The sequence below is a fragment of the Halorubrum sp. FL23 genome (assembly GCF_052439115.2).
GTDB lineage: Archaea > Halobacteriota > Halobacteria > Halobacteriales > Haloferacaceae > Halorubrum > Halorubrum persicum.
On the sequence record NZ_JBQVRO020000001.1, the window covers coordinates 78,324 to 102,010 of the forward strand.

At 70.2% G+C, this 23,687-nt stretch carries 25 protein-coding genes; 17 read left to right on the forward strand and 8 right to left on the reverse strand.

Annotated features, from left to right (window positions below; all coding sequences use genetic code 11):
- Positions 1 to 311 precede the first annotated feature (311 nt).
- On the forward strand, positions 312 to 824 hold the full coding sequence (locus ACT4MF_RS00330; RefSeq protein WP_444681424.1) for a GrpB family protein: 513 nt from the start codon (positions 312 to 314) through the stop codon (positions 822 to 824).
- A gap of 26 nt (positions 825 to 850) precedes the next feature.
- On the opposite strand, the gene ACT4MF_RS00335 is transcribed toward ACT4MF_RS00330, so the two are convergent.
- Positions 851 to 1,621 carry an SDR family NAD(P)-dependent oxidoreductase gene (locus ACT4MF_RS00335; protein ID WP_444681425.1) on the reverse strand — a complete coding sequence of 257 codons (771 nt, stop codon included), beginning with the start codon at positions 1,619 to 1,621 and terminating at the stop codon, positions 851 to 853.
- A gap of 104 nt (positions 1,622 to 1,725) precedes the next feature.
- Entirely contained in the window at positions 1,726 to 2,802 is a 1,077-nt protein-coding gene (locus ACT4MF_RS00340) for an NAD(P)/FAD-dependent oxidoreductase (RefSeq protein ID WP_444681426.1), read from the reverse strand.
- A gap of 147 nt (positions 2,803 to 2,949) precedes the next feature.
- Between ACT4MF_RS00340 and ACT4MF_RS00345 the strand changes: the two genes are divergently transcribed.
- Complete coding sequence (locus ACT4MF_RS00345) at positions 2,950 to 3,267, forward strand: hypothetical protein (protein ID WP_099256354.1); 318 nt, start codon at positions 2,950 to 2,952, stop codon at positions 3,265 to 3,267.
- 48 nt (positions 3,268 to 3,315) lie between these two features.
- On the opposite strand, the gene ACT4MF_RS00350 is transcribed toward ACT4MF_RS00345, so the two are convergent.
- Together ACT4MF_RS00350 and ACT4MF_RS00355 are read right to left on the reverse strand one after the other, a co-directional pair.
- Positions 3,316 to 3,987: a metallophosphoesterase family protein gene (locus tag ACT4MF_RS00350; RefSeq protein ID WP_099256355.1), complete on the reverse strand. Its 672-nt coding sequence runs from the start codon at positions 3,985 to 3,987 to the stop codon at positions 3,316 to 3,318.
- Positions 3,988 to 4,107: 120 nt separating this feature from the next.
- The gene (locus ACT4MF_RS00355; RefSeq protein WP_444681427.1) at positions 4,108 to 4,773 is read right to left on the reverse strand and encodes an O-methyltransferase; all 666 of its coding nucleotides are present in this window, start codon (positions 4,771 to 4,773) and stop codon (positions 4,108 to 4,110) included.
- 135 nt (positions 4,774 to 4,908) lie between these two features.
- Here ACT4MF_RS00355 and ACT4MF_RS00360 point away from each other — a divergent pair, with 135 nt between their 5' ends.
- The gene (locus ACT4MF_RS00360) at positions 4,909 to 6,585 is read left to right on the forward strand and encodes an acyl-CoA mutase large subunit family protein (RefSeq protein ID WP_099256357.1); all 1,677 of its coding nucleotides are present in this window, start codon (positions 4,909 to 4,911) and stop codon (positions 6,583 to 6,585) included.
- Positions 6,586 to 6,633: 48 nt separating this feature from the next.
- Here ACT4MF_RS00360 and ACT4MF_RS00365 read toward each other — a convergent pair whose 3' ends face one another.
- The gene (locus tag ACT4MF_RS00365; protein WP_444681428.1) at positions 6,634 to 6,948 is read right to left on the reverse strand and encodes a YbjQ family protein; all 315 of its coding nucleotides are present in this window, start codon (positions 6,946 to 6,948) and stop codon (positions 6,634 to 6,636) included.
- 66 nt (positions 6,949 to 7,014) lie between these two features.
- The gene (locus ACT4MF_RS00370; RefSeq protein ID WP_444681429.1) at positions 7,015 to 7,818 is read right to left on the reverse strand and encodes a formate/nitrite transporter family protein; all 804 of its coding nucleotides are present in this window, start codon (positions 7,816 to 7,818) and stop codon (positions 7,015 to 7,017) included.
- Positions 7,819 to 7,919: 101 nt separating this feature from the next.
- Here ACT4MF_RS00370 and mce point away from each other — a divergent pair, with 101 nt between their 5' ends.
- From mce to ACT4MF_RS00420, 10 genes are all read left to right on the forward strand, one after another.
- Positions 7,920 to 8,306, forward strand: a complete 387-nt coding sequence (gene mce, locus ACT4MF_RS00375) for a methylmalonyl-CoA epimerase (protein WP_099256360.1) — start codon at positions 7,920 to 7,922, stop codon at positions 8,304 to 8,306.
- A 58-nt stretch (positions 8,307 to 8,364) separates the two neighbouring features.
- The gene (locus tag ACT4MF_RS00380) at positions 8,365 to 9,063 is read left to right on the forward strand and encodes a cyclase family protein (RefSeq protein ID WP_444681430.1); all 699 of its coding nucleotides are present in this window, start codon (positions 8,365 to 8,367) and stop codon (positions 9,061 to 9,063) included.
- Positions 9,064 to 9,145: 82 nt separating this feature from the next.
- Positions 9,146 to 9,427, forward strand: coding sequence for a 50S ribosomal protein L44e (locus ACT4MF_RS00385; protein ID WP_053771189.1), 282 nt, complete (start codon positions 9,146 to 9,148; stop codon positions 9,425 to 9,427).
- Between the two features lie 2 nt (positions 9,428 to 9,429).
- Complete coding sequence (locus tag ACT4MF_RS00390) at positions 9,430 to 9,603, forward strand: 30S ribosomal protein S27e (RefSeq protein ID WP_004050354.1); 174 nt, start codon at positions 9,430 to 9,432, stop codon at positions 9,601 to 9,603.
- A gap of 18 nt (positions 9,604 to 9,621) precedes the next feature.
- Entirely contained in the window at positions 9,622 to 10,422 is an 801-nt protein-coding gene (locus ACT4MF_RS00395) for a translation initiation factor IF-2 subunit alpha (RefSeq protein WP_444681431.1), read from the forward strand.
- Between the two features lie 38 nt (positions 10,423 to 10,460).
- Positions 10,461 to 10,643 carry an RNA-protein complex protein Nop10 gene (locus tag ACT4MF_RS00400; protein ID WP_444681432.1) on the forward strand — a complete coding sequence of 61 codons (183 nt, stop codon included), beginning with the start codon at positions 10,461 to 10,463 and terminating at the stop codon, positions 10,641 to 10,643.
- Between the two features lie 99 nt (positions 10,644 to 10,742).
- A complete protein-coding gene (locus ACT4MF_RS00405) occupies positions 10,743 to 11,495 on the forward strand; it encodes a proteasome assembly chaperone family protein (protein ID WP_444681433.1) in 753 nt (250 codons plus the stop codon).
- A 75-nt stretch (positions 11,496 to 11,570) separates the two neighbouring features.
- Positions 11,571 to 12,737, forward strand: coding sequence for a thiolase domain-containing protein (locus tag ACT4MF_RS00410; protein ID WP_444681434.1), 1,167 nt, complete (start codon positions 11,571 to 11,573; stop codon positions 12,735 to 12,737).
- A complete protein-coding gene (locus ACT4MF_RS00415) occupies positions 12,734 to 13,135 on the forward strand; it encodes a Zn-ribbon domain-containing OB-fold protein (RefSeq protein WP_099256366.1) in 402 nt (133 codons plus the stop codon). Before ACT4MF_RS00410 ends, ACT4MF_RS00415 begins: the two co-directional genes overlap by 4 nt.
- Positions 13,136 to 13,219: 84 nt before the next feature.
- Positions 13,220 to 16,000, forward strand: a complete 2,781-nt coding sequence (locus tag ACT4MF_RS00420; protein WP_444681435.1) for a sensor histidine kinase — start codon at positions 13,220 to 13,222, stop codon at positions 15,998 to 16,000.
- A gap of 40 nt (positions 16,001 to 16,040) precedes the next feature.
- Here the strand turns inward: ACT4MF_RS00420 and ACT4MF_RS00425 are convergent, their stop codons facing one another.
- The gene (locus tag ACT4MF_RS00425) at positions 16,041 to 16,805 is read right to left on the reverse strand and encodes a VOC family protein (RefSeq protein ID WP_099256368.1); all 765 of its coding nucleotides are present in this window, start codon (positions 16,803 to 16,805) and stop codon (positions 16,041 to 16,043) included.
- Between the two features lie 195 nt (positions 16,806 to 17,000).
- Here ACT4MF_RS00425 and ACT4MF_RS00430 point away from each other — a divergent pair, with 195 nt between their 5' ends.
- The 4 genes from ACT4MF_RS00430 (at position 17,001) to ACT4MF_RS00445 (ending at position 22,216) form a co-directional block, all read left to right on the forward strand.
- On the forward strand, positions 17,001 to 18,278 hold the full coding sequence (locus tag ACT4MF_RS00430) for a UbiA family prenyltransferase (RefSeq protein WP_099256369.1): 1,278 nt from the start codon (positions 17,001 to 17,003) through the stop codon (positions 18,276 to 18,278).
- A gap of 185 nt (positions 18,279 to 18,463) precedes the next feature.
- Positions 18,464 to 20,155 (forward strand): sensor histidine kinase, encoded by a 1,692-nt coding sequence (locus ACT4MF_RS00435; protein ID WP_444681436.1) that lies wholly within the window; start codon positions 18,464 to 18,466, stop codon positions 20,153 to 20,155.
- Between the two features lie 30 nt (positions 20,156 to 20,185).
- Positions 20,186 to 20,614 (forward strand): EamA family transporter, encoded by a 429-nt coding sequence (locus ACT4MF_RS00440; RefSeq protein WP_099256371.1) that lies wholly within the window; start codon positions 20,186 to 20,188, stop codon positions 20,612 to 20,614.
- A 99-nt stretch (positions 20,615 to 20,713) separates the two neighbouring features.
- A complete protein-coding gene (locus ACT4MF_RS00445; RefSeq protein ID WP_444681437.1) occupies positions 20,714 to 22,216 on the forward strand; it encodes an MATE family efflux transporter in 1,503 nt (500 codons plus the stop codon).
- Positions 22,217 to 22,414: 198 nt separating this feature from the next.
- On the opposite strand, the gene ACT4MF_RS00450 is transcribed toward ACT4MF_RS00445, so the two are convergent.
- Positions 22,415 to 23,626 carry an iron-containing alcohol dehydrogenase family protein gene (locus ACT4MF_RS00450; protein WP_444681575.1) on the reverse strand — a complete coding sequence of 404 codons (1,212 nt, stop codon included), beginning with the start codon at positions 23,624 to 23,626 and terminating at the stop codon, positions 22,415 to 22,417.
- Positions 23,627 to 23,687 lie beyond the last annotated feature (61 nt).

Sequence of the window (23,687 nt, forward strand, 5' to 3'; positions counted from 1 at the left end):
GATTTTCTGGGTACCATCATGTCGGTCAAACCGATACTTTTTTGTCAGTCGTGTGCGATAACCCAATGGGCGCAGATTGGACGCACACCGGAAACGCCGAAAACGCGGCTTGTAGGGCACAGCGCGAGCGCTTTGCGCGAGCGGCCTTCCAAGCTCATGGCCCGGGTTCAAATCCCGGCCGGCGCACTCCCTTCGGTCGTGCGCCGCCCGTACCCTCGCTCGCAAGCTCGCGAGGGTCCCGGCCGGCGCATTTCTCGTCAGAGTAAGAGGAATATTTAAACAAGTTTGTACCTCGAGCCAGAGTTCCGAACATGCTCGGGCTGGCCCGCGGCACCGTCGCGTTGGTGCCTCATCAAGAGTCGTGGAGCGAGGCGTACGACGCGGAAGTCGCCCGGCTGACGGATGCCGTCGGCGACCGAGTCGAGCGCTTCGAACACGTCGGTAGCACCGCAGTCGAGGGGATGCCTGCCAAGCCGATCCTCGACGTGCTCGCCTTGGTCGACGAGTCGACCCCCGCGAGCGACCTCGTCCCACCGCTCGAGACGCGTGGCTACGAGCGCCGCCCCGACGAGGTGGACGGACGGGTGTTCCTCGCGAAGGGGCCGCCGGAGAACCGCACGTGCTACCTGTCGATCGCCGAAGTCGGGAGCGCGTTCCACGACGAGACGACCGCGTTCAGGGACGCGCTTCGAACCGACCCGGAGCTCGCCGAGCGGTACGCCTCGTTGAAGCGGCGGCTCGCGGCGCGGTATCCCGAGAGCCGGGACCGGTACACTGCCGAGAAGGGTGCGTTCGTTCGGGACGTTCTCGACCGACGGGAGTGACGCGTCGGTCGGCCCGCGGTCGAGACCTACAGGCTCGCGCCGCCGTCGACCCACACCGTCTCGCCGGTCACGTAGCTCGCCCCCTCGGAGGCGAGGTAGAGGTACGCGTCGCGCAGGTCCGCGGGAGTCCCGGCCCGGGACGGGAGGCCGTCGGAGCCGTCGATCGCGTCCGCCTCCTCGGCCCACCCCTCTCGGATCTCGGTGGCGATCGGTCCCGGAGCGACCGCGTTCACCCTGATCCCGTGCCCGTCGAGTTCGAGGGCGGCGCTTCGGGTGAGCATCTGTACGCCGCCCTTCGTCGCCGCGTAGTGGGAGTGGTCCCACTCGGCGCGCTCGGCCGTCGTCGACGACGTGTTCACGATCGCTCCCTCGACGCCGCGGTCGATCATGTCCTTGGCGGCCAGTTGGGTGCCGAAGAACGCGCCCCTGAGGTTGACGCCGTGAACCGAGTCGAACTCCTCGGGAGTAACGTCGAGGAACTCGGCGCTGCGGTGGACGCCCGCGTTGTTCACCATCACGTCGATCCCGCCGAACTCGCGGGCCGCCTCGATCACCGATTCGATCTGGTCCGGGTCGGAGATGTCGGTCTCGACGAACGCTGCGGTGCCGCCGCGGCTTTCGATCGCCTCGTGCGTGGGCGTCTCGGCGTCGACGTCTTTCGGCGCCGCCCTCACGTCGGCGTTGATCACGGTCGCTCCCGCGTCGCCGAACCCGTTCGCGACCGCGCGGCCGATACCGCTCGATCCGCCCGTGACCACGACCGTCTCACCGGCGAAGTCCGCGTCGAGAGTTCCCATACGACTCGTCGGAGACAGCGGATCAAAAAGGGTCGGTATCGCGGCTGCACAGTCGAGCTACCGCCCCGTTTCGGAGGCTGCCGGAGATGCGCAGTCGGGTCGGCTCAGTCGTCGTCGGCCGCCCGCGTTTCCGCGTCCGGCTCGGCGCCCGCCGCGCGCGGTCCGCCCGCGTGTCCCTCGTGAGCGAGCGCAGTCGCCATGAGCGACGGCGAGATCGCGGGCACCTCGTCGGCGTCGACCGGCCCGTCCGCCTCGATCGCCTCCCGCGAGCGCGGGAACTCGCGGATCTCCTTGTGGATGGCGAGCCCGGCCTTCGCGCCCTGCCCCATCGCGACGGGCACCTGATTGTGGCCGGGGGTGACGTCGCCGACCGCGAACACGCCGTCCTCGCTGGTGCGGCCGTGGTCGTCGACGTCCACCTCGCCGCTGTCGGTCAGGTCGCAGCCGAGCCCCTCGGCGAGCGCGGTGTTGTAGTTGGAGCCGTACATCGGGAAGCCGCCCCGGTACTCGCGGCGGGTGCCGTCGGCGAACTCCAGCGCTTCGAGCCAGCCCGAGTCGGGGTCGTTCTCGACGCCCGTCACGTCCTCGTGGACGACCTCGACGGGGTGGGCCTCCAGCTGCGCGGCGGTCTCGTCGCTCCACGTCGGCTCCGCGCCGCGGGTCAACAGGTCCACGTCGTCGGTCATGTTGAGCATAATCATCGCGACGTGGGCGGCGGCCTCGCCGTGACCCATCACGTACACCGGCTCGTCGACGAACATGTAGGCGTCGCAGTGGAGACAGTAGTGGAGCCCCTTGCCCGTCCGCGGGAGCGGGGGGTCCGGGCGCTCGTCGGAGAAGCCGGTCGCGAGGACGACGCGGTCGGCGAGAAGCTCGGCGTCGTTCGTCGTCAGTCGGAACCGGTCGTCGTCGGTGCGCTCGACGTCGCTGACGAAGCCACGCACGAAGGCGCCGCCGTACGACTGCACCTGCTCGCGGCCGGTGGCGAGGAACTCGTTGCCGGAGACATCCTCGGTGATGCCGATCACGTTGTGCGTGTCCGCCATCATCGCCGCGCGTCCGCCACCGCGGTCGATCAGCACCGTTTCGTGTCCCAGTCGGGCGCCGTACAACGCGGTCGTCAGGCCGGCCGGACCGCCGCCTACGACCGCGACTTCGTACTCGTCGTCGGACGAACTCATTACCGGATCGTACGCGACGCGGCGGTTTAAATCAAGTCGTGCTGTGCGCGCGGCGCGGCCAGCCCGGTAGCCGGTCTCCGGCCGATCGGCGTCGCCGAAGTTCACACCTCCGGAGGTTTATGTCGATCCGTCGCGTTCGATGGGGCAGTGCCATCGCGACTCGCCGCCGCCGTCGCACTCCTCCTCGTTGGCGCCGGCGCCGACATCGCCTCGACCTACGTCGCCGTCTCGGGCGGACAGTACGTCGAGGGGTCGCCGGTCGGCGCGGCGCTCATCGCGACGTTCGGGCTCGTCCCCGGCATGCTGTTCACCAAGGCCGCCGGGATGGTCCTCATCGGGATCCCCGTCGCCGTCGCGGGGGGGACCCGCCGGCTCGTCGCGACGCTGATGTGCGCCGGCGTCGGCGCCCTCTCGCTCGCGACCGCGATGCGGAACCTCCTCCTCGTGACGGGCGTCTGGGGGTGACAGGCGTCTGGCCGTGACGCACTCGCTCCCCGGCGACCCCGCGGTTCCTCACTCTCCCGAATACAGCCGATCGGCGGTTCGTTCGGGGAGGCCGGCGTCGGCGACCGCCTCGCTGACGCGATCGAGGTCGTAGGCGACGCGCCGCAGGTCGACCTCGTCGGCCTGCGTGTCGAGCACCGCGTACCCCGCCTCCGGGTCGCCGTCGCGGGGCTGCCCGACGCTGCCGGGGTTGACGACGACGCCGCCCGCGACCGAGCGCTTCCCCTGGACGTGGGTGTGGCCGAGCACGATCCCGTCGCGATCGCCCATGTGGCGGTCGAGGTCGGGGAACTCGTTCGGGTAGACGTAGGCGTCCTCGCGCTCTGCCGCGGGGTGCGAGTGGACGAGGAGATACCGGTCGCCGGCGAACGTCTCAGCGCGCGGGAGGCCGTCGAGCCACGCGCGCTGGTCGTCCGAGAGCGACGCCTTCGCGTGTTCGAGGCCGGCCTCGGCCATCCGGTTGGCCCGGTAGCGCTCGGGCGTCCCGACGGTGCGGTCGTGGTTGCCGCGGACCGTTTTCGCGGCGACCTCGCGCACGCGCTCGACGCACTCGGCCGGCCACGGGTTGTACCCGATCACGTCCCCGGCGCAGAGGATCCGGTCGACCGTCGGCATGTCGTCGAGGACGGCTTCGAGCGCGGGGAGGTTCGCGTGTACGTCCGAGATGAGACCCACTTTCATCAGGTGGCGGTTCGGGAGCGACGCCCGAATAGGTTCGGTCCGGGCGTGGCGCCGGGAGTGAACGCCGCCGACGGTCCATCTCTGACCCGCCTCCGCCGACCCGCCCCCGATGACGGGCGCCTACGCTACCTTCGTCGACACCGCGATGCCGGAGCCGACGGGGAGGATCGCGGTCTCGACGGCGTCGTCGGAGCGCACCGTCCCGACGTACTCGCCGATCCCCCGCGTCTCGCCGTCGACCTCGGGGTCGGGGAGCGGCGCGCTGTCCTCGAAGTGCGCGACGAGGTCCCCGAAGTCGATCGGGCCTCTGGTGATGTTGTCGGCGACGATCACGCCGCCCGTCCGGACCTTCGGGAGGACCGTGCGGTAGGCCTCGGCGTACCGGCCCTTCTGGTGGTCGATGAGGACGATATCGAAGGGGCCGTCGTAGCGCTCGATCGTCTCCATCGCGTCGCCCACCTCGAAGGTGACGCTGTCGGCGTACCCCCCGTCGGCGGCGAACTTGACCCCCCGTTTCGCCTCCTCCTCGTCGAACTCGGTGCAGATCACGGCGTCGGCGCCGCCGCGCAGGAACCACGTCGCGGAGTAGCCGAAGCCGGAGCCGAACTCGAAGACGCGCTCGGCGCCGGTCAGGCGAGCGATCAGCCGGAGGACCGACCCCGCTTCCGGCCCGATGATGGGGAACCCCCAGTCGTCGGCGAGGGCGGCCATCTCCGCCTGCGTCGCGGTGTGCTCGGGCGCCGTCGCGGCGAGGAAGCGCTCGGCCGAGTCGGAGAGGATGTCCATGGCTCGCGTTCGACCGCACGTCACTTGAAACCGCCCGTCGGCGGGCGCCCGAGGCGTTCGGGAAGGCGGGGAGACCGTCGTCGCGGACGCCGCCGCCGAAAAGTGTTAAGTCCCGCTCGCGCGACCCAGTTACTAATGTACGATCCTGAGGAACTGGACGCGATCCGGGAGGCCAAGGAGTCGTGGGAGTCGGGGACCTACGGCGAGACGGTCGACCGATTCGGGGAGCGGAAGGAGTCGTTCACCACCGACACGGGCGGACAAGAGGTCGACCCGCTGTACACGCCCGCCGATATCGCCGACCACGACTACCGCGGAGATCTGGGGAACCCGGGCGAGGAGCCGTACACCCGCGGCGTCTACTCGACGATGCACCGCGGGCGGCTCTGGACGATGCGCCAGTACGCGGGGATGGGCACCGCCGCGGAGACCAACGAGCGGTTCAACTACCTCATCGATCAGGGCTCGTCCGGGCTCTCGATGGCGTTCGACCTCCCGACCCAGATGGGGTACGACTCCGACGCCGCGATGGCCGAGGGGGAGGTGGGGCGCTCGGGCGTCGCCATCGACACCCTCGACGACTTCGAGACCGTCTTCGACGGGATCCCCCTCGACGAGGTGTCCACGTCGATGACGATCAACGCCCCCGCCGCCGTCCTCCTCGCGATGTACGTCGCGATGGGCGACAAGCAGGGCGTCCCCAGAGCGCAGCTCCGCGGGACGATCCAGAACGACATCATGAAGGAATACATCGCGCGGAACCTCTACATCTACCCGCCAGAGCCCTCGATGCGGCTCATCACGGACATCTTCGAGTTCTGCGCCGCCGAGACCCCCAGCTTCAACACCATCTCCATCTCGGGATACCACATCCGGGAGGCCGGCTCGACCGCCGCCCAAGAGGTCGCGTTCACCCTCGGAAACGGGATCCAGTACGTCCAGGCCGCGATCGACGCCGGACTCGACGTCGACGAGTTCGCGCCGCAGCTCTCCTTCTTCTTCAACGCCCACAACAACATCTTCGAGGAGGCCGCGAAGTTCCGCGCCGCCCGCCGGATGTGGGCCACGATCATGGAGGAGCGGTTCGACGCGCAGAACCCGAAATCGAAACAGCTCAAGTTCCACACCCAGACCGGCGGCTCCACGCTCACCGCCCAGCAGATCGAGAACAACGTCGTCCGGGTGGCGTACCAGGCGCTCGCGGCGGTGCTCGGCGGCACCCAGAGCCTCCACACGAACGGCAAAGACGAGGCGCTGGCGCTCCCGACCGAGAAGTCCGTCCGCACCGCGCTCCGCACCCAGCAGATCCTCGCGCACGAGTCGGGCGCCGCCGACACGATCGACCCGCTCGCGGGGTCGTACTACGTCGAGAACCTCACGGACGGGATCGAGGAGGACGCCTTCGAGATTCTGGAGGAGGTCGACCGACGCGGGGGGATGCTGGAGGCCGTCAAGAGCCAGTGGGTCCAGCGACAGATCCAAGACGTCGCCTTCGAGCGCCAGCAGGAGATCGAGGACGGCGAGCGCGTCATCGTCGGCGTCAACGAGTTCGAGGTGGACGAGGAGCCGGAGATGGACCTCGAAGAGGTCGACCCGGAGCAGGAGCAGAACCAGCGGGAGCGACTGGAGGAGGTCAAAGCCGAGCGCGACAGCGACGCCGTCGACGACGCGCTCACGTCGCTCCGCGAGGCCGCGCAGGGCTCCGAGAACGTGATGCCGCACATCGTCGACGCGGTGAAGGCGTACGCGACGGTTCAGGAGGTCTCGGACGTGCTCCGCGACGAGTTCGGGGAGTACAAGCCGGGGCGGTAGGGCGGCCGATCTATCGCGGCCGCACCGATCTACCGCAGCCGAACCGATCTACCGCAGCCGCACCGCGGTCCCGCACGCGAGGATCTCCGCGCCGCTGTCAGCGATCGAAGAGGTGGTGAACCGGACGTTGATCACGCCGTCGGCACCGAGCGACTCCGCCTCCTCGATCATGCGCTCCTGCGCCTGATCGCGGGCGTCGGTCATCAGTTCGGTGTATCCCTTCAGCTCGCCGCCCGCGAGGTTGCGGAGGCCCTGGGTGATGTCGCGGCCGACGTTGCGGGCGCGGACCGTGTTCCCGCGGACGAGCCCGAGCGTCTCGGTCACTTCCTTCCCGGCGATCGACTCGGTGTTGGAGAGCTCCATATCGGCACCGTTCGGCGGGTGAGCAGTTAAATGTCGACCGGGATCAACCCGCCGCGGCGCAGACCTTCAGTCCGCGCCGCGGACGACGTGACCGTACTTCAGCAGCGCGACGAACACCGCGCCGCCGAAGGCGTTGCCGATCGTCGCCAGCACGAGGAACCCGGCGTAGTCGGACAGCGAGATGGCGTCCGAGACGATGAGCCCGAACAGCACCTCGACGTTGCCCGCGATCGAGTGCGGGAGGTGGAGGAGCCCGATCGTGCCGGTGACGATCAACACGAGGAGGATCCGAGAGGTCGTGTCCCGCGCCGCCGCCACGAGCCACGCCAGGAGCCCCATCAGCCACCCGGCGAAGACGCCGCCGACGAACAGCCACGGGAGGTCGTGGTCGACGAGCTTCAGGGCGATGGTCTCGAACGACTGGGGGTCGACGACGCCGAGCTCCGGCATCAACAGGGTCACGAGCAGGGTGAACAGCAGCCCGCCGACGATGTTACCGGCGTACACGAGCCCCCAGAGCCGCCCCAGTTGGCCGAGCGACGCCTGCCGGTCGAGCACCGGGATCACGGCCAGCGTCGTGTGCTCGGTGAACAGCTCGGAGCGACCCAATATTACGAACATGAACCCGATGGAGTAGACGCTCGCTAACAGGAGTTCGGTCGTGAGGTCACCGAAGGTCCCCGGAGAGAGCGTCAACACCACCGCCATCATCAGCGGGCCGAACCCGATGTCGAGCCCCGCCGACAGGCCCGAAAGCAGGAGCCCGTACCGCTCCCGGTTCATCTCGTGGAGCGCGCTCTCGAGCAGCGATCCGAGGATGTTCCGCGATGTCATCTGCTCCGTCGCGCCGTCGGTCTGTGGGTCGCTCACTGGTGCAGTTGCGGTCGGATCGCACCCAAATCTTTGGATACCGGCGGGGAGCAGGCGTCCCCCTCGGGCCATATAAGTCGGCGGGGCTCGATCCGAGGGATATGCACTTCGACCACGTCGGCGTCGCGACGCGCGATGCCGCCGACCTCGCCGAGCTGTTCGACGGCCTGCTCCAGGCGCCGATCGCCCACGAAGAGACGTTCGACGGGATGGATGTCGCCTTCCTCGAGCTCGACGACGGCGGCTACTTCGAGCTGCTCGAGCCGACCGCGGGCGGCGCGATCGCCGACTACCTCGACCGGGAGGGGCCGGGGATCCACCACGTCGCGCTCGCCACCGACGACATCGTGGAGGCGCTGGACCGCGCCCGCGACCTCGGCGTCGACATCATCGACGAGACGCCGCGCCCCGGCGCGTGGGGCCACGAGGTGGCGTTTCTCCACCCCCGATCGACGGGCGGGGTGCTCGTGGAGTTCGTCGAGCACTGAGGGGGCGGCGTCAGGCGCCGGCGACTGATTTAACCGCGCGGCGGGCGGACCGCCGGCCGTGTTCCGCGACCTCTCGCGACCGATCGAGACGGGGATGCCGACGTACCCGGGCGATCCGGACGTGACGCTCGCGCCCGACGCGACCCACGAGGCCGACGGCTACGCGACGGGCGAGCTCCGCGCTGGGACGCACGCGGGGACCCACGTGGACGCGCCGCGCCACACGCTCCCGGACGGCGAGACGCTCGACGAGGTCGGCGTCGGATCCTTCGCCTTCGACGCCCGAGTCGTCGACTGCCGCCCGCTGCAGCCGCGGGAGCCGATCGCACCCGGGGCGCTACCCGACCCGAGTCGCCTCGACGCCGAGGTGGACCTCCTCGTCCTCCGGACCGGCTGGGCGACCCGCTGGGGCACCGACCGGTACCGCGACCACCCGTACCTGACGGCGGCGGCCGCGGAGCGGTGTCGCGAACTGGGCGTCGGCGTCGGCCTGGACGCGTTCGGCCCGGACCCGACCCCGACCGGATCGACGGGGCAGGGCGAATCGATGGGGACGGGGGAAGCCGAACCGGCGGGGACGGACGAGCCCGACGGCACCCCCGCCCACGACATCCTCCTGGGCGACTCGCTGCCGATCGTCGAGAACCTACGCGGGCTCGACGGCTTACCGCCGCGGTTCCGGCTGTACGCCTTTCCCCTCCGGCTCCGCGACGGGGACGGATCGCCGGTGCGGGCGGTCGCGGAGTGGGAGGGGTGAGAGCCGGTCGCACCGCCGGTGGCGAACCAGACCAAACCCGTTTTAAGCGTCGGCGACGAACCGCGATTCAAGGTCGATATCCATGGAGATGCCACGTCGTTTCAACACGTACTGTCCACACTGTGACTCCCACCAGGAGCACGAAGTGGAGAAGGTTCGATCGGGTCGGGCAACCGGAATGAAGCGCGACGCGCGCCAGCGACGCCGCGCGCTCGCGACAATCGGCAACGCCGGCGGGTACTCGAAGGTGCCCGGTGGCGACAAGCCGACCAAGAAGACCCACCTGAAGTACCGCTGCGGCGACTGCGGCAAGGCTCACATGCGTGAGGGCTGGCGCGCCGGCCGGCTCACGTTCCAGGAGTAAGCATGGCAGGAAGCTTCCACCGCGTCGCCTGCGGCGACTGCGAGAACGAACAGGTCGTCTTCGGCAAAGCCTCCTCGACGGTGTCGTGTGCGGTCTGCGGCACGACCCTCGCGACCCCGACCGGCGGGGAGGCCGAGCTCCACGGCGAGATCGTCGAAACCGTTGAGGCGCGGTAACCGCCTCACCACCCCCGTATGAAGTACAGCGGCTGGCCCGAACCCGGCGAGCTGGTGGTCGGCGACGTCGACGAGATCGCCGACTTCGGCGTGTTCGTCGACCTCGACGAGTACGAGGACAAGCGCGGCCTCTGTCACATCAGCGAGGTCGCCTCCGGCTGGATCAAGAACGTCCGCGACCACGTCCGCGAGGGACAGACGGTCGTCGCGAAGGTGCTCGATGTCGACGAGTCGTCGAACCAGATCGACCTCTCGATCAAAGACGTCAACGAACACCAGCGCAAGGACAAGATACAGGCCTGGAAGAACTCGCAGAAGGCCGACAACTGGATGCTGATCGCGCTCGGCGAGGACGTCGACGACGACCGCTACACCGCGGTCGCCAACGCGCTCCTCGCCGAGTACGACTCGCTGTACGACGCCTTCGAGGCGGCCGCGATCAGCGGCGACGAGGCGCTCGAGGACGTCGACATCGACGACGACGCCCTCGACGCCATCGTCGCGGCGGCCCGCGACAACGTCTCGGTCCCGTACGTCGACGTGACCGGCTACGTCGATCTGGAGTCCGCGGCCCCCGACGGCGTCGACGACGTGAAGACGGCCCTCGAAGCGGCCGAGGGCAACGGCGAGATCCCGGACGGCGTCGACCTCGAAGTCGGCTACGTCGGCTCGCCCGAGTACCGGATCAAGGTCCGCGCGCCCGACTACAAGACGGCCGAGGACCAGCTTGAGGCCGCCGCGGCCCGCGCCCGCGAGGCCATCGAGGCCGCCGGCGGCGACGGCGAGTTCCACCGCGAGCGCCGCGAGGACGACGAGTAGTCGCCCGCGGTTTCGCCTCTCACCTCTCCTCTCAACCCGTGAAATCCGACATCCGCGTCTGCGCGAACTGGGAGACCACCCACGACCGACCGGTGTACGCGCTCGGCGAGCGCTGCCCGGCGTGTGACGGTCCGACCGAGAACAGCGCCCCGGCGCCGTTCAGCCCCGAAGACCCCTACGGCGAGTACCGACGCCGGGCGCGGCGGCGGGCGTCTGAGTAGCGCGGCATCCGCCAGCGCCGACGCCGCTGTCGCGACGCCGAGCCGCGCGCAGCACCGGAATAGCCACCCTCTTGTGAGCCCCGCCCGGAGTACCCCGGTATGGACGACATCGAGATCGACGAGGTCGCGACGCCGGAGCTCGACGACCCGGTGCTCATCGAGGGACTGCCGGGCGTCGGCCACGTGGGGAAGCTCGCGGCCGAACACCTGTTAGAGGAGTTCGACGGGGAGCTCGTGCGCCGCGTGTACACCACCGAGTTCCCCCCGCAGGTGAACGTCGACGGCGACGGCGTCGCGGAGCTGACCTGCGCGGAGTTCCACGCGATCGAGACCGACGGCGCCGACCTGCTCGTGTTGACCGGCGACCACCAGGCCGGCTCGAACAAGGGCCACTACACGCTCACCACGACGTTCCTCGACATCGCCGAGGAGTTCGGCGCGACTCGGGCGTTCGCGCTCGGCGGCGTGCCGACCGGCGAGCTCGTCGAGGAGTACACCGTGCTCGGCGCGGTCTCCGAGGGCGACCTCGTCGACGAGCTGGAGGCGGTCGGCGTCGAGTTCCGACCGGACGAGCCAGCCGGCGGCATCGTCGGCGTCTCCGGGCTCGTGCTCGGGCTCGGCGGCCGACGCGGGTTCGGCGCCGCCTGCCTGATGGGCGAGACGAGCGGCTACCTCGTCGACCCGAAGAGCGCCCGCGCGGTGCTCGAGGTGCTCGCGGACCACCTCGACTTCCCCATCGACTACGAGAGCCTGGAGGATCGCGCCGAGGAGATGGAGGAAGTCGTGGGTAAGATCCAAGAGATGCAGGACGGCCCGGCGGTGCCGGACGACGACCTGCGGTACATCGGCTGAGTACGACGCGCCCGAGAGTGGCGACTCGCCACCGCTTCCGGCAGGGATAAATCGGACCCCGATTATCGTTCGTGTATGACCGACGTACGCGTCGCCGGGGTCGGGCTCACGCACTTCGGAAGCCACCCGGAGCGAACGGGTCGAGACCTCTTCGCGACGGCCGCGCTGCGGGCGTTCGAGGACGCCGGCGTCCCCCGCGGGGACGTCGAGGAACTGAACTACGGCAACTTCATGGGCGCGCTCGCCGAGCACCAGGGCCATCAGGCGCCGCTCATGGCGGAGGCGGCCGGCGTGAACTGCCCGGCGACCCGCTACGAGGAGGCGTGCGCCTCGGCCGGCGTCGCCGTCCGCGAGGCGGTTCGGACCGTCCGCGCGGGCGAGGCCGACGTGGTGGTGGCCGGCGGGATGGAGCGCATGACCAACCTCCCGACGGACGAGGTGACGGAGGGGCTCGCCATCGCCGCCGACGACCTCTTCGAGGTGCGAGCCGGGGTGACGTTCCCCGGGGCGTACGCGCTGATGGCGAACGCGTACTTCGACGCGTACGGCGGGGAGCGCCGCGATCTAGCCCACGTCGCCGCGAAGAACCACGCGAACGCGGTCCCGAACGAGTACGCGCAGTACCGCCAGGAGGTGTCCGTCGAGGAGGCGCTCGACGCCCCGCCCGTCGCGGAGCCGCTCCATCTCTACGACGCCTGCCCGATCACCGACGGCGCGAGCGCGCTCGTGATCGTCTCCGAGGAGTACGCGGCCGAGCACGACGTCGACGCGCCGGTCGCGGTGACCGGAACCGGTCAGGGGACGGACCGGATGGCGCTCGCGGACCGCGAGCACCTCGCTCGCACCCCCGCCGCCGACGACGCGGCCGACACGGCCTACGCCGACGCCGGGGTCGGTCCCGACGACGTCGACGTGGCGGAGGTCCACGACTGCTTCACCATCGCGGAGGTGTTCGCGCTGGAGTCGCTCGGAATCGCCGAGCCCGGCGAGGGGATCAGCGCCGCACGCGATGGGGTCACGACCGCCGACGGCGACACCCCCGTGAACCTCTCCGGCGGGCTGAAGGCGAAGGGGCACCCGGTCGGCGCGACCGGCGGCTCGCAGATCGCGGAGCTCACCCGCTTGCTGCGCGGCGACCACCCGAACAGCGACCACGTCGCCGACGCCGAGGTCGGCGTCGCGCACAACGCGGGCGGGACGGTGGCCAGCGCGGTCGTCCACGTGCTGGAGGTGGCGGAATGAGCGCGCCGACGAGCAACGCGGGCCACGACGAGTGGCTCGACGCCCTCGCGGACGGCGATGGGTACGCTCTCGTCTGCCCGGACGGACACGGCTCGCTTCCGCCGCGGCGGGTGTGTCCCGAGTGCGGGGCCACGGCGCTCGCCGAGGAACCGCTCGCCGAGACCGGGCGCGTCGAGACGTACAACGTCGTCCACGTCGCCGGGCCGCAGTTCGCCGACGACGTCCCGTACGTGAACGCGGTCGCCGACTTCGGACCGGTCAGGCTCGCGGGCGTCCTGCGCGGGGTCGAGCCCGCGCTCGACGCGGTCTCGGTCGGCGACCGGGTCGCTGCCGGCGTCGAGGAGCGCGCCACCGACGGCGAACGGCTCGTCGCCTTCCGACCGGCGGGCGGCGAGTAGGGAACCGGCGCTCTCGCTGCGTCCTCCCCGCGTTTCGTCACCCGGTCCAAACGATTATGCCGGCGTCACGAGTAGTTCGACTCCATGGGTGACCGCATCCGCGTGCTCCACGTCGACGACGACCCGGATCTCGCGGAGATCACGGCGTCGTTCCTCGAACGCGAGGATCCACGGATTGCGGTTGAGACCGCCTCGAACGCCGACGAGGGGCTCGAACGGCTCGACGACGCCGAGGCCGAGTTCGACTGTATCGTCTCCGACCACGACATGCCCGGGCCGGACGGGATCGAGTTCCTGGAGGCGGTTCGCGAACGCGATCCGGACCTCCCCTTCATCCTGTACACCGGGAAGGGGTCGGAGTCGGTCGCCAGCGAGGCGATCTCGGCTGGCGTGACCGATTACCTCCAGAAGGGCGGCGGTACGGAACAGTACGAGATCCTGGCGAACCGCGTCGTCGGCGCGGCCGAGAAGCGCCGGATCGAGCGCGAGGCCGACCGAACGCGGTCCCACCTGCAGGCGATCACCGACCACTCGATGGACGCCATCATCACCATCGACGCCGACAACCGGATCCGGTTCGCGAACCCGGCGGTCGAGCGGCTGTTCGGCTACGGGCCCGGGGAACTGGAAGGCGAATCGTTGGTGATGCTGATTCCGGAGCGGAAACGTGAGGCGCACCGCGAGGCCCTCGAGCGATACTGTGAGACCGGCGAGCGCTCGATGGATTGGTCGGCGGTCGAGTTCCCGGGGCAACACCGGGACGGCCACGAGATCCCCCTGTCGATCTCGTTCGGCGAGTTCGAGGAGAGCGGCGATCGGCGGTTCGTCGGGATCATCCGAGACGTGACGGAGCGCGAGCGACACCGGGCGTTCGTCGAGCAGTCCGGCGACATCGTCACCGCGCTCGACGCGGACGGCACGTTCCAGTACGCGAGCCCCTCGGTCGAGGGGATCCTCGGCCACGACCCGGCGGACCTGGTCGGCGAGTACGCGTTCTCGTACGTCCACCCGGAGGACCGCGAGCGGGTCGTCGAGACGTTCATGCGGTCGATCACTGGCGACGAATCCAACCCGACGGTCGAATACCGGCTCGAACGGGCCGACGGGGAGTACGCGTGGGTGGAGTCGGTCGGGAACAACCGGCTCGACGACTACGGGATCAACGGGTTCGTGATCAACACCCGCGACATTTCGGACCGTAAGCGGCGCGAGGAGAAACTGTCGCGACTCCGCGAGTGGACCCGCGATCTCAACTGCACGCGGACGGTCGACGAGACGACGCAGCTGGCGGTCGACGCCGCCGACGAGATCGTGGGGGCGGGGCTGAGCGGGGTCCACCTCGTGAGCGAGGCGGGCGACGCGCTCGAACCCGCCGCGCTGGCCGAGTCGGTGCCGTCGTTCTTCGACGAGCAACCCTCCTACGATCGGGGGGAGCCCCCCGGAACGCGCGCGGCCCTCGCGTGGGAGGCGTATCGCGGCGACGAGCCGCTCGCCGTCGGCGACCTGTCGGCGTTCGACCCCCTCGACGAGGAGACTCCCGCGGAGAGCATCGTCCTCCATCCGATCGGCAGCCACGGGCTGTTCGTCATCTCCTCGGCGGAGCCGGACGCGTTCACCGAGACCGACGTGCTCATCGCGGAGATCCTCACGAACCACCTCGAAGCCGCGTTAGACCGCGTGGCGCGCGAGTCCAGCCTGGAGCGGCTCCACGACGCGACCCGAAGCCTGATCCGAGCCGACTCCCGGGAGGAGATCGCCGAGCGCGTCGTCGAGGCCGCCGACGAGGTGCTCGGATTCTCCGTGGTCACCGTCCGGCTGTACGACGAGGACGCCGGGGGGTTGGTCCCCGTCGCGGTCTCGAAGGCGGTCGAGGAGCAGCTCCCGCCTCGCGAGGTGTTCACCCCCGGGGGCGGGAGCCTCAACTGGGAGGCGTACGAGACGGGCAAGGGGCGGATGTACGACGACATCGAGACGGTGAACGCCATCGACACCGGAACGGGGCTCCGAAGCCTGATGATCCTCCCCCTCGGCGAACACGGGACCATCTCGATCGGCGAGACCGAGCCCGGCGTCTTCGACGGGACCGACGAGCATCTCGCGCGGATCCTCTCGACGGCGGCGGAAACGGCACTCAACGCCGCGGCGCGAACCAGTCGCCTCCACGACCGGAGCGTGGAGTTGGAGCGGCAGAACGACCGGCTGGCGGAGTTCGCCAGCGTCGTCTCCCACGATCTCCGCAATCCGCTGAACGTGGCGCAGGGACGGGTGGACCTGGCCCGCGACGAGTGTGACAGCGACCACCTCGACGCGGTCGCCGGCGCCCACGAACGGATGGACACGCTGATCGCCGACCTGCTCACGCTCGCTCGCCAGGGAGAGCGAGTGAGCGAGACGGAGCCGGTCCGGCTCGCGGCCGTCGTCGAATCCTGCTGGCAGACCGTCGAGACCGCGGACGCGACGCTGTCCGTCGAGGGCGACCTGTGGCTCCGCGCCGACGAGAGCCGGCTCAGACAGCTCGTCGAGAACCTCGTGCGGAACGCGGTCGAGCACGGCGGCGACGACGTGGCGATCACCGTCGGCGCGCTGGGCGGGGAGGCGGAAGCCGATGGCGCGGGCGACGGGGCGGGAGCGGAGGCGAGCGACGAGGTCGGGTTCTTCGTCGAAGACGACGGGCCGGGGATCCCGGCGGCGGACCGCGGCGAGGTGTTCGACGCCGGGTTCTCGACAACGCAGGAGGGGACCGGCTTCGGCCTGCGGATCGTCGAGCAGGTGGCGGCGGCTCACGGCTGGTCGGTTCGGATCACGGAGGGGCGAGAGGGCGGCGCCCGGTTCGAAGTGACGGGCGTGGAGCTGGCGAGCGAGTGACGGCTCGAATGAACGCCGAACGCCGAATCGGCGCGACCGACTAGGGGACGAGCAGTTCGATCTCGTGGCCGTCCTGGTCCTTCGTGAACGCGTAGCTGTGGTCGCAGGACTCGGGGTCGCGGTAGTCCGGCGCCTCGCGGGTCATCAGCTGGTCCCACGCCTCGTCGAGGTCGTCGACGCGGACGCAGAGGTGGCCCCAGCCGTCGCCCATCGTGTACTCGCGGCCGTCGTAGTTGTAGGTGAGCTCCAGCTTCATCGCCTCCTCCGCGGCGTCTTCGGGGGCCATGAAGTAGTTCGAGAAGCTGTCGGCCTCCCAGCGTCCGGGTTTCTCGGTGTACTCGAACTTGCGGGTCCAGTAGCCGAGCGCCTCGTCCGCGTCCTCGACGCGGATCATCGTGTGATCGATGCTCCACTTCGCGCCGTAGTCGCGCTTGACGATCTCGATCTCGTGGCCGTCCGGATCCTTGACGAACGCGTATCGGTTCCCGCAGGACTCGGGGTCGCGGTAGTCCTCGACGCCCTCCTCCATCAGTTGGTCGTACGACTCCTGAAGGGCGTCCTCCGGGACGCGCACGGCGATGTGGCCCCACGCGTCACCGTTCTCGTAGGTGTGGTCGCCGTGGTTGTAGGTGAGTTCGAGGGTCGCGCCGTCCTCGTGCATCTCCTCGGGGCCGAGGTAGACGTTGGTGAACGTGTCCGCCTCCCAGCGACCCTTCTCCTCGTAGTTCAGGTGCGTCTGATACCAGTCGAGGCTCTCCTCTAACTCCTCGACGCGGATCATCACGTGATCGAAGGTTCCGTCCATACCCGTTCCAACGGTTGCTCGCCCCAAAAGCGTACTGAAGGGGGGGCGCGGTTGGCCGGGACCCGACGCTTCGGGGTGGCCGTCGCGACAAACGGTCTTCACGTTTTCTGCAGTTATTTTGAGATTAATTTATAGTTATTGATATTTGATACGTACGCGGCGGGGGGCGTCACGAACGGCGCCGCCCGTCGATCGATGCGAAACACACGAGATCCGCCGTCGACCACGATCGACGGCACAGACGAGTCGTATCGCGCTGAACCACCTCTCGACGCGGAATCGACGGGCGGGACAGCGATCGACGGGGGAGCGGCGGCAGGCTCCGCCCCGACCGACGGGGCGGCGGTAGGATCTGTACCGGACGACGCGCCGAGCGAGACAGATCCGGCACGGCCAGCCGGCTCGATCGCCACCGCGGATCCGACGCCGGCCCCTGACGCGGTCGCAACCCGAACCGCCGAATCGACCGCGATCGGAGCGACCGAATCCCCCGCCCCGACCGAGACTGAGTCGGTCGAGGCCGGGGCGACCGGCGCCGGATTCGACCTCCTTCAGTCGCTCGTCGCGCTCGCGTCCGGCTCTCCGTTCGTTGCGGCCATCGCCGCGGTCGAGACGGTCATCGCGACCGTCCTGCTCGGCGTGCCGCACTCGCCCGCGCCGATCGTCGTCGGACTCGTCACGTTCGCGGTGTACACCGTCGACCACGTCACCGACGCGGCGGCGGACGCCCGGTCGACGCCCGAGCGCGCGCGGATCGCACGGCGGTACGGCGATCAACTGATGATCGTCGCCGCGGTCACCTACGGACTCGCGGTGGCGCTCGCGACACTCGGCGGGCCGCTCGCGCTCGGCGTCGCGTTGCTTCCGGGGGCGTTCTGGATCGCGTACGCCTCCGACTGGCTCCCGAACGTCGGGCGGACGGTCCGCTCGATCGCGTCGGAGGGAGGCATCACGACCGGGGTGCGGCTCCCGCGGCTGAAGGAGGTGCCCGTGGTCGGCTCCGCCGTCGTCGCCGCGGGGTGGGCGATCGCGGTCACGCTGTTGCCGCTGGCGTTCGCCGGGTCCGCGGTTCCCGGCTCCGGCCCGCTCGGCGCCGCGCCGCTGGAACCGGTCGTCGCGGTCGCGTTCGCGTACTTCTTCCTGCGGTCGTTCGTCGACGCCGAGCTTCCGAACGTCCGGGACGTGGAGGCCGACGCCGCGGCGGGGGTCTCGACGCTCCCCATCGCCCTCGGTGTCCCCTGGACTCGCCGCGTGTTGTACGGGATCGACCTCCTCACGGCGGCGACGCTGGCGACGGCGACGGCCGCCGGCGTGCTCGCGGCGGGAGTCGCCGCGGCGCTCGGCGTCGGAGTCGCGGTGTCGCTCGGCGTCACCGCGCTCGCCGGACGCGTCGACGACGCCGCGGTGCTGGGCGTCGCCCCCGACTGCAGCTACCTCGTCGTCGGGGGCGCGCTCGTGGTCGCCGCGGCGTAACGGCCGAGGCCGCCGGAGTGACACATCGGGGGTGACCCGGAGGAACACGGGTCCGGGGCCCCCGTTCGGCGCCGCGTTTTCGTCCCTCATCGCCCGTCTTCCGAACCGATCATCTCCGCACACGGATGGGGAAATGACTGGGTTCCGGAGCAAATGATTTATATTATGGCTGAGTGCAAATAACCGTGATAGGGCTCAGTCCGCTGTCGGTCGCCCTCCTCACCGCCGTGGTCACCGGGACGTCCGCGGCGATCCTCGCGTGGCGTGAGCGGCCGGAGGCGGGCGCGACGTGGCTGGCGGTGTTGCTCGTCGGGCAGGTTTGGTGGACGACGTTCCTCGTCTTCGAACTGGAGGCGTCGACGCTCGCGGCGAAGTCGCTCTGGTACGACGTGCAGTGGCTCGGGGTCGTGATCATCCCGGTGGGGTGGCTGCTGTTCGCGCTGGAGTATACGGGGCGAGAGCGGTACGTGCGGCCGGGGGTCGTGGCGGCGCTTCTCGTCGCGCCCGCCGCGACGGTCGCCGTCGTGGCCGCCGGCGACCCGTGGGGGCTCGTCGTCGTCGACCGAGCGGTCGCGTCGACGCCGGTCGGCTCGTTCCTCCGCGTCGACACGGGCCCGTGGTACTACGTCATCGCCGCGTACACGTACCTGCTCGGGCTGTTCGGATCGCTCCCGATCCTCCAGCTCGTCCGCGACGACGCTCGCCCCTTCCGGGGGCAAAGCGCCGCGCTGCTCGTGGGGACGGCGGCGCCGTGGGCCAGCAGCGTCTTCCACCTCACCGGGGCGTTCCCGGTCGCCGGACTCGACCCGACCCCGCTCGCCTTCGCGGTGTCGGGCGTGGCGTACCTCTTCGCGCTCACCCGGTTTCGGCTGCTCACGCTCGCGCCGGCGCCGCGTCGGCGCGCGCGACAGCTGGTGTTCGAGCACCTCCACGACCCGGCGTTCGTGATCGGAACCGAAGGGTACGTGATCGACTTGAACCAGAGCGCCGCGGACACGTTCGGGGTCGACCGTCGGGACGCGATCGGAGAGCCCGCCGACGCGGTCGTCCCGCGACACGGGGACATCGCGGGCGAAGCGGCGGACCAGTCGCCCCTCTCGATCACGGGGCCGCACGGTCAACACCCGTACGAGGTCACCGTTCGACGCATCGCCGACGGCCACAATCGGCCGACCGGCGAGGTGGTGGTGTTCCACGACGTGGGCGAGTACCTCGGCCAGCAGCAGCGACTGGACGTGCTCAACCGGGTGTTCAGACACGACGTGCGGACGGAGACGAACCTGATCCACGGGTACGCCGACCAGCTGCGCGCGGACCCGACCGACGAACGGGCCCTCGCGGTGGTCAAGGAGAGCGCCTCGCGCATCCTCGATCTCAGCGAGCGCACCCGCACCGCGAGCGAGCTGTTCAACCCGACGACGGAGGCGCCGCCGCCGGTCGCGCTCGAGGCGCTCGTCGACGAGGCGGCCGCGACGCTCCGGGCCGAGTTTCCCGACGTGACCGTCATCGTCGAGGACGATATCCCGGCGGTCCGCGTGCCGGCGGTGTTGCGGGTGGTCACGGAGAGCCTGTGTTCGAACGCGGCCCGCCACAACGACGGTGCGTCTCCCTCCGTGTGGCTCGGCGCCACCGTCGACGGCGGGTGGATCGATCTCTCCGTGGCGGACGACGGTCCCGGGATCGCCGACGCCGAGCGCGACGTGTTGCGGCGCGGCACGGAGACGCCGCTGGAACACGGCAGCGGACTGGGGCTGTGGATCGTGAAGTGGGGGGTCGATCAGGTCGGCGGAAGCGTGTCGTTCGCGGAGCGGGAGCCGCGCGGCACCGTGGTCACCGTGTCGGTGCCGATCAGGGACGACGGAGAGGCGGGTCGGTAGGCACTTGTGCCGCGCCGGCCACCCCGAACCATGGACACGTATCTCCCGTACGCCCTGCTCGCGATGGGCGCGTACGCGTTGGTCTCGCCGCTGATGCGCATCGCGACGACCGGTCCCGACGCGATCCCGAGCGACGTGGCCGTCGTCGTCTCGAACGCCCTCCTCATCCTCATGGCCGTCGGGGTGCTCGCGTACACCGGACAGGGGTTCACCGAACACCTCGCCTCGCCGAAACTGATCCACGTGCTCGCGGCCGGCGTCTTCCTCGGGATCGGCATCCTGGCGCTGTACCGCTCGCTCGCGCTCGGCCCGGTGAGCGTCGTGACACCCATCTTCGCGATGTTCCTCGTCTTCTCCTCCGTGATCGGCTTCCTCGTTTTGGGCGAGTCGTTCACCGCGCGGAAGGCGCTGGGCATCGCCTTCGCCGCGGCGTCGGTGTACCTCGTCTCGGGGGCGTGAGATCGGGGCCCTCGACACGCGTTTCGGTCCCCCGATCCGGAAACGCCCGCCGCGTGACGAAATCCCTTTACTACCCACGGGGAAAGTGGCCTACTCGCAGTGGCCCGCTTCCCGAACCCCTTCCGTGCGCTGATCCTCTACATCGGCTTCGCCCTCGCCAAGGCGGGGGTGATCGACCGGCACCGCGTCGTCCGGACCACGGACCTCGCGTGGCCGCGGATCGTCACGGGGATCGCTCGCATGTCGAAGAACGCGGTCGACGTGGCGATGGTCGGCGTCGCCGTCGGCACCAGCGCGGTCGCCGGCGTCGGCTTCGCCGGCCCCTACTGGGGGCTCGCGTTCGCGCTCGGCGGCGGGGTCGCCGGGGGGACGATCGCCCTCGTCTCCCAGCGCTTCGGCGCGGAGGCGTACGGCGAACTGGGCGACGCCATACGGGCGAGCGTCCTCCTCTCGATCGCGATCACGATCCCCGTGTCGGCCGTCTTCTGGACGTTCCCGACGCGTTTCATCGACGTGCTCAGCAGCAACGAGGCCGCGATCGCGTTCGGCGCCGACTACCTCCGCATCGTCGGACTCGGCGTCCCCTTCGCCGCGCTCAACCTCGTCGGCAGCCGGGTGCTTGTCGGCTGCGACGACGCGTACACCGCGATGCAGGTCCGGGCGGGCGGGGCGCTCGCGAACATCGTCTTGAGCGCCGCGTTCATCTTCGGGCTCGGGTGGGGCGTCGAGGGGGCCGCGTTCGGCACGGTCCTCTCGAACGTGTTCGCCGTCGCCGCGTTCACGGTCGGGCTCGTGCGAGGTCGGGTCCCCGGAATCGGCGAGTTCCCGATCTCGATCAGCCCGTTCGGCTCGTACGTGAACCCGGACATGCTCCGCGACCTCGTCGAGATCGGGCTCCCGGTCGGGGCGCGCAACCTCGTGTGGACCGTCGCGGAGTTCCCGATGCTGGCCATCCTCGACGTGTTCGGCGAGAACACCGTCGCCGCGTTCGTCATCGCCCGCCGGATCTGGGGGATCATGAACGCCCCCGGCTGGGGGTTCGGGCTCGCCTCCTCCAGTCTGGTCGGCCAGGAGCTCGGCGGCGAGGACCCCGCGGAGGCGGAGGCGTACGCCACCGACATCATCCGCTTCTCCGTGGCGACGTACCTCGTCTTTGCGGCGCTGACGGCCGTCTTCGCGACCGACATCGTAACGCTGTTCGCTGAGTCGCCGGAGAGCCCCGAGATCCCGATCGCCGTGAACCTCGTGTACGCGGCCTGCGTCGCCGTCGTCTTCCAAGGGATCTCCGGCGGCGCGGCGGGGCCGCTCGACGCGGCCGGCGACACGAAGATCCCCTTCGCGAGCCAGTTCCTCGGGATGTTCTGCGTGTCGATCCCGCTGGCGTACGTCGGGGCCCGCGAGGCGACGCCCGCGATCGACGTGCCGGGGCTCGCCGTGACGGTCCCGGAGGTCGCGCTCCCCGCGATCGGGTTATGGGGCGTGTACCTCGCGTTCGTCGCCGAGACGACGATCCCCGCCGCGATCAACTACTGGCGGTTCCGGTCCGGGAAGTGGAAGGCGATAAGCGAGGCGTATCGCCCGGACGCGCCCGCCGACGACTGAGGGTCCGCGAAGTCGGGACCCTGCGAAGTCGAGACACCGACGATCGGACGCGTCAGTCCGCGACGAACCGGACCGTGTACTCATAGTAATACGTCTGGCGCCGAATACTGTCGTATTCATGAAATTTGAGCGCCTCACAGCGGTCGGCGTCGTCGTCGGGGTCGCGGCGCTACTCGGGGCGGCCTGAGGGGAGGTTTCTCACCACGCCTCGCGCAACACGCCCGCGATCGCCTCGGGCGTCGCGTCGAGCGCCTCGGGGGCGCGGTCCATCGACCAGTCGTCGGCGATGTACTCGGCGATCGCGGGGAAGTCGTCCTCCTCGACCGGGTCCAGATCCCGGAGCCGCGAGGGGACCCGGAGCGAGTCGCGGACGGCGGCGACCTCGCTGACCACGTCCTCGGCGATCGCGGCGTCGTCGCGGCCCGCGGTCGCGACGCCGAGCCCGTTCGCGAGCGCCCGGCGGCTCGCGTCGATCTCGTCGAAGAGGTAGGCGAGAACGTGCGGCGCGACCACGGCGTGGACGGCGCCCTGCTGTACGTCGTACCGCCGCGCGAACCCGTGTCCGAACGCGTGGATCACCGAAATCTTCCGTCCGAGCTGGACGAGCAGCGCGCCGATCACGGCGCGGTCCGTCGCCGCCAGGTCGGCGGGTCGATCGCCGGCGACGTGCGGGAGCGCGTCTCGGAGCAGCCGCGTCCCGTGGAGCGCGGTCGCGTCGCTCACGGGCGAGGCGTCGGCCGCGTACGGCGTCTCGATCCCCTTGTTGAACCCGTTCATCGCCGACCCCGCCAGCGCCGACCGCGGGGTCGTCTCGAACAGCGCCGGGTCCGCGAGGTCGATGGCGGGCATCGCACCCCCGCCGCTGACGGTCAGCGGCTGGCCGGTCGGCGAGGCGTCCGCGGCGAGCACCTCCAGCGATCCGCCCGTGGAGAGATCCGCGCCCGCGAACGTCGTCGGGATCGCGACGAAGGGGATCTCGGGGTCGACTCCGGGCGCGAGGTCGCCGAGCGCGTCACCTCCGGCCTCCGCGTCCGCGCGGAGGTCGGCGAGGTCTCGGCCGTCGACATCGAGCAGGGTCGCCTGCCGGGCCACGTCGAGGCTGCTCCCGCCGCCGACCGCGACGAGGCAGTCCGCGCCGGCCTCGGCGCGCGCCGCGAGCAGATCGAACGCCTCCTCGACGCGCTTGTCCGGGGTCGTCCCGTCGAAGACCCCCGCGAACCGGTCGCCGAGCCCCTCGCGTATCGGGTCCATCAGGTCGTCGTTGGCGCCGACGTTCGAACCGCAGACGACGAGCGCGTCGCCGATGTCTCGCTCGGCGAGGGCGTCGCCGAGGTCGGCGACGCGCCCGCGGCCGTACCGGATCTCACAGCCCTGGTAGTCGTGCTCGAAGGAGTCCGCGATCGGGAGCATCGACTGCCGGTACGCCGGGCGGCGGCTTGTAACTGTGGGAACGGGAGGCACACTCGGAGCC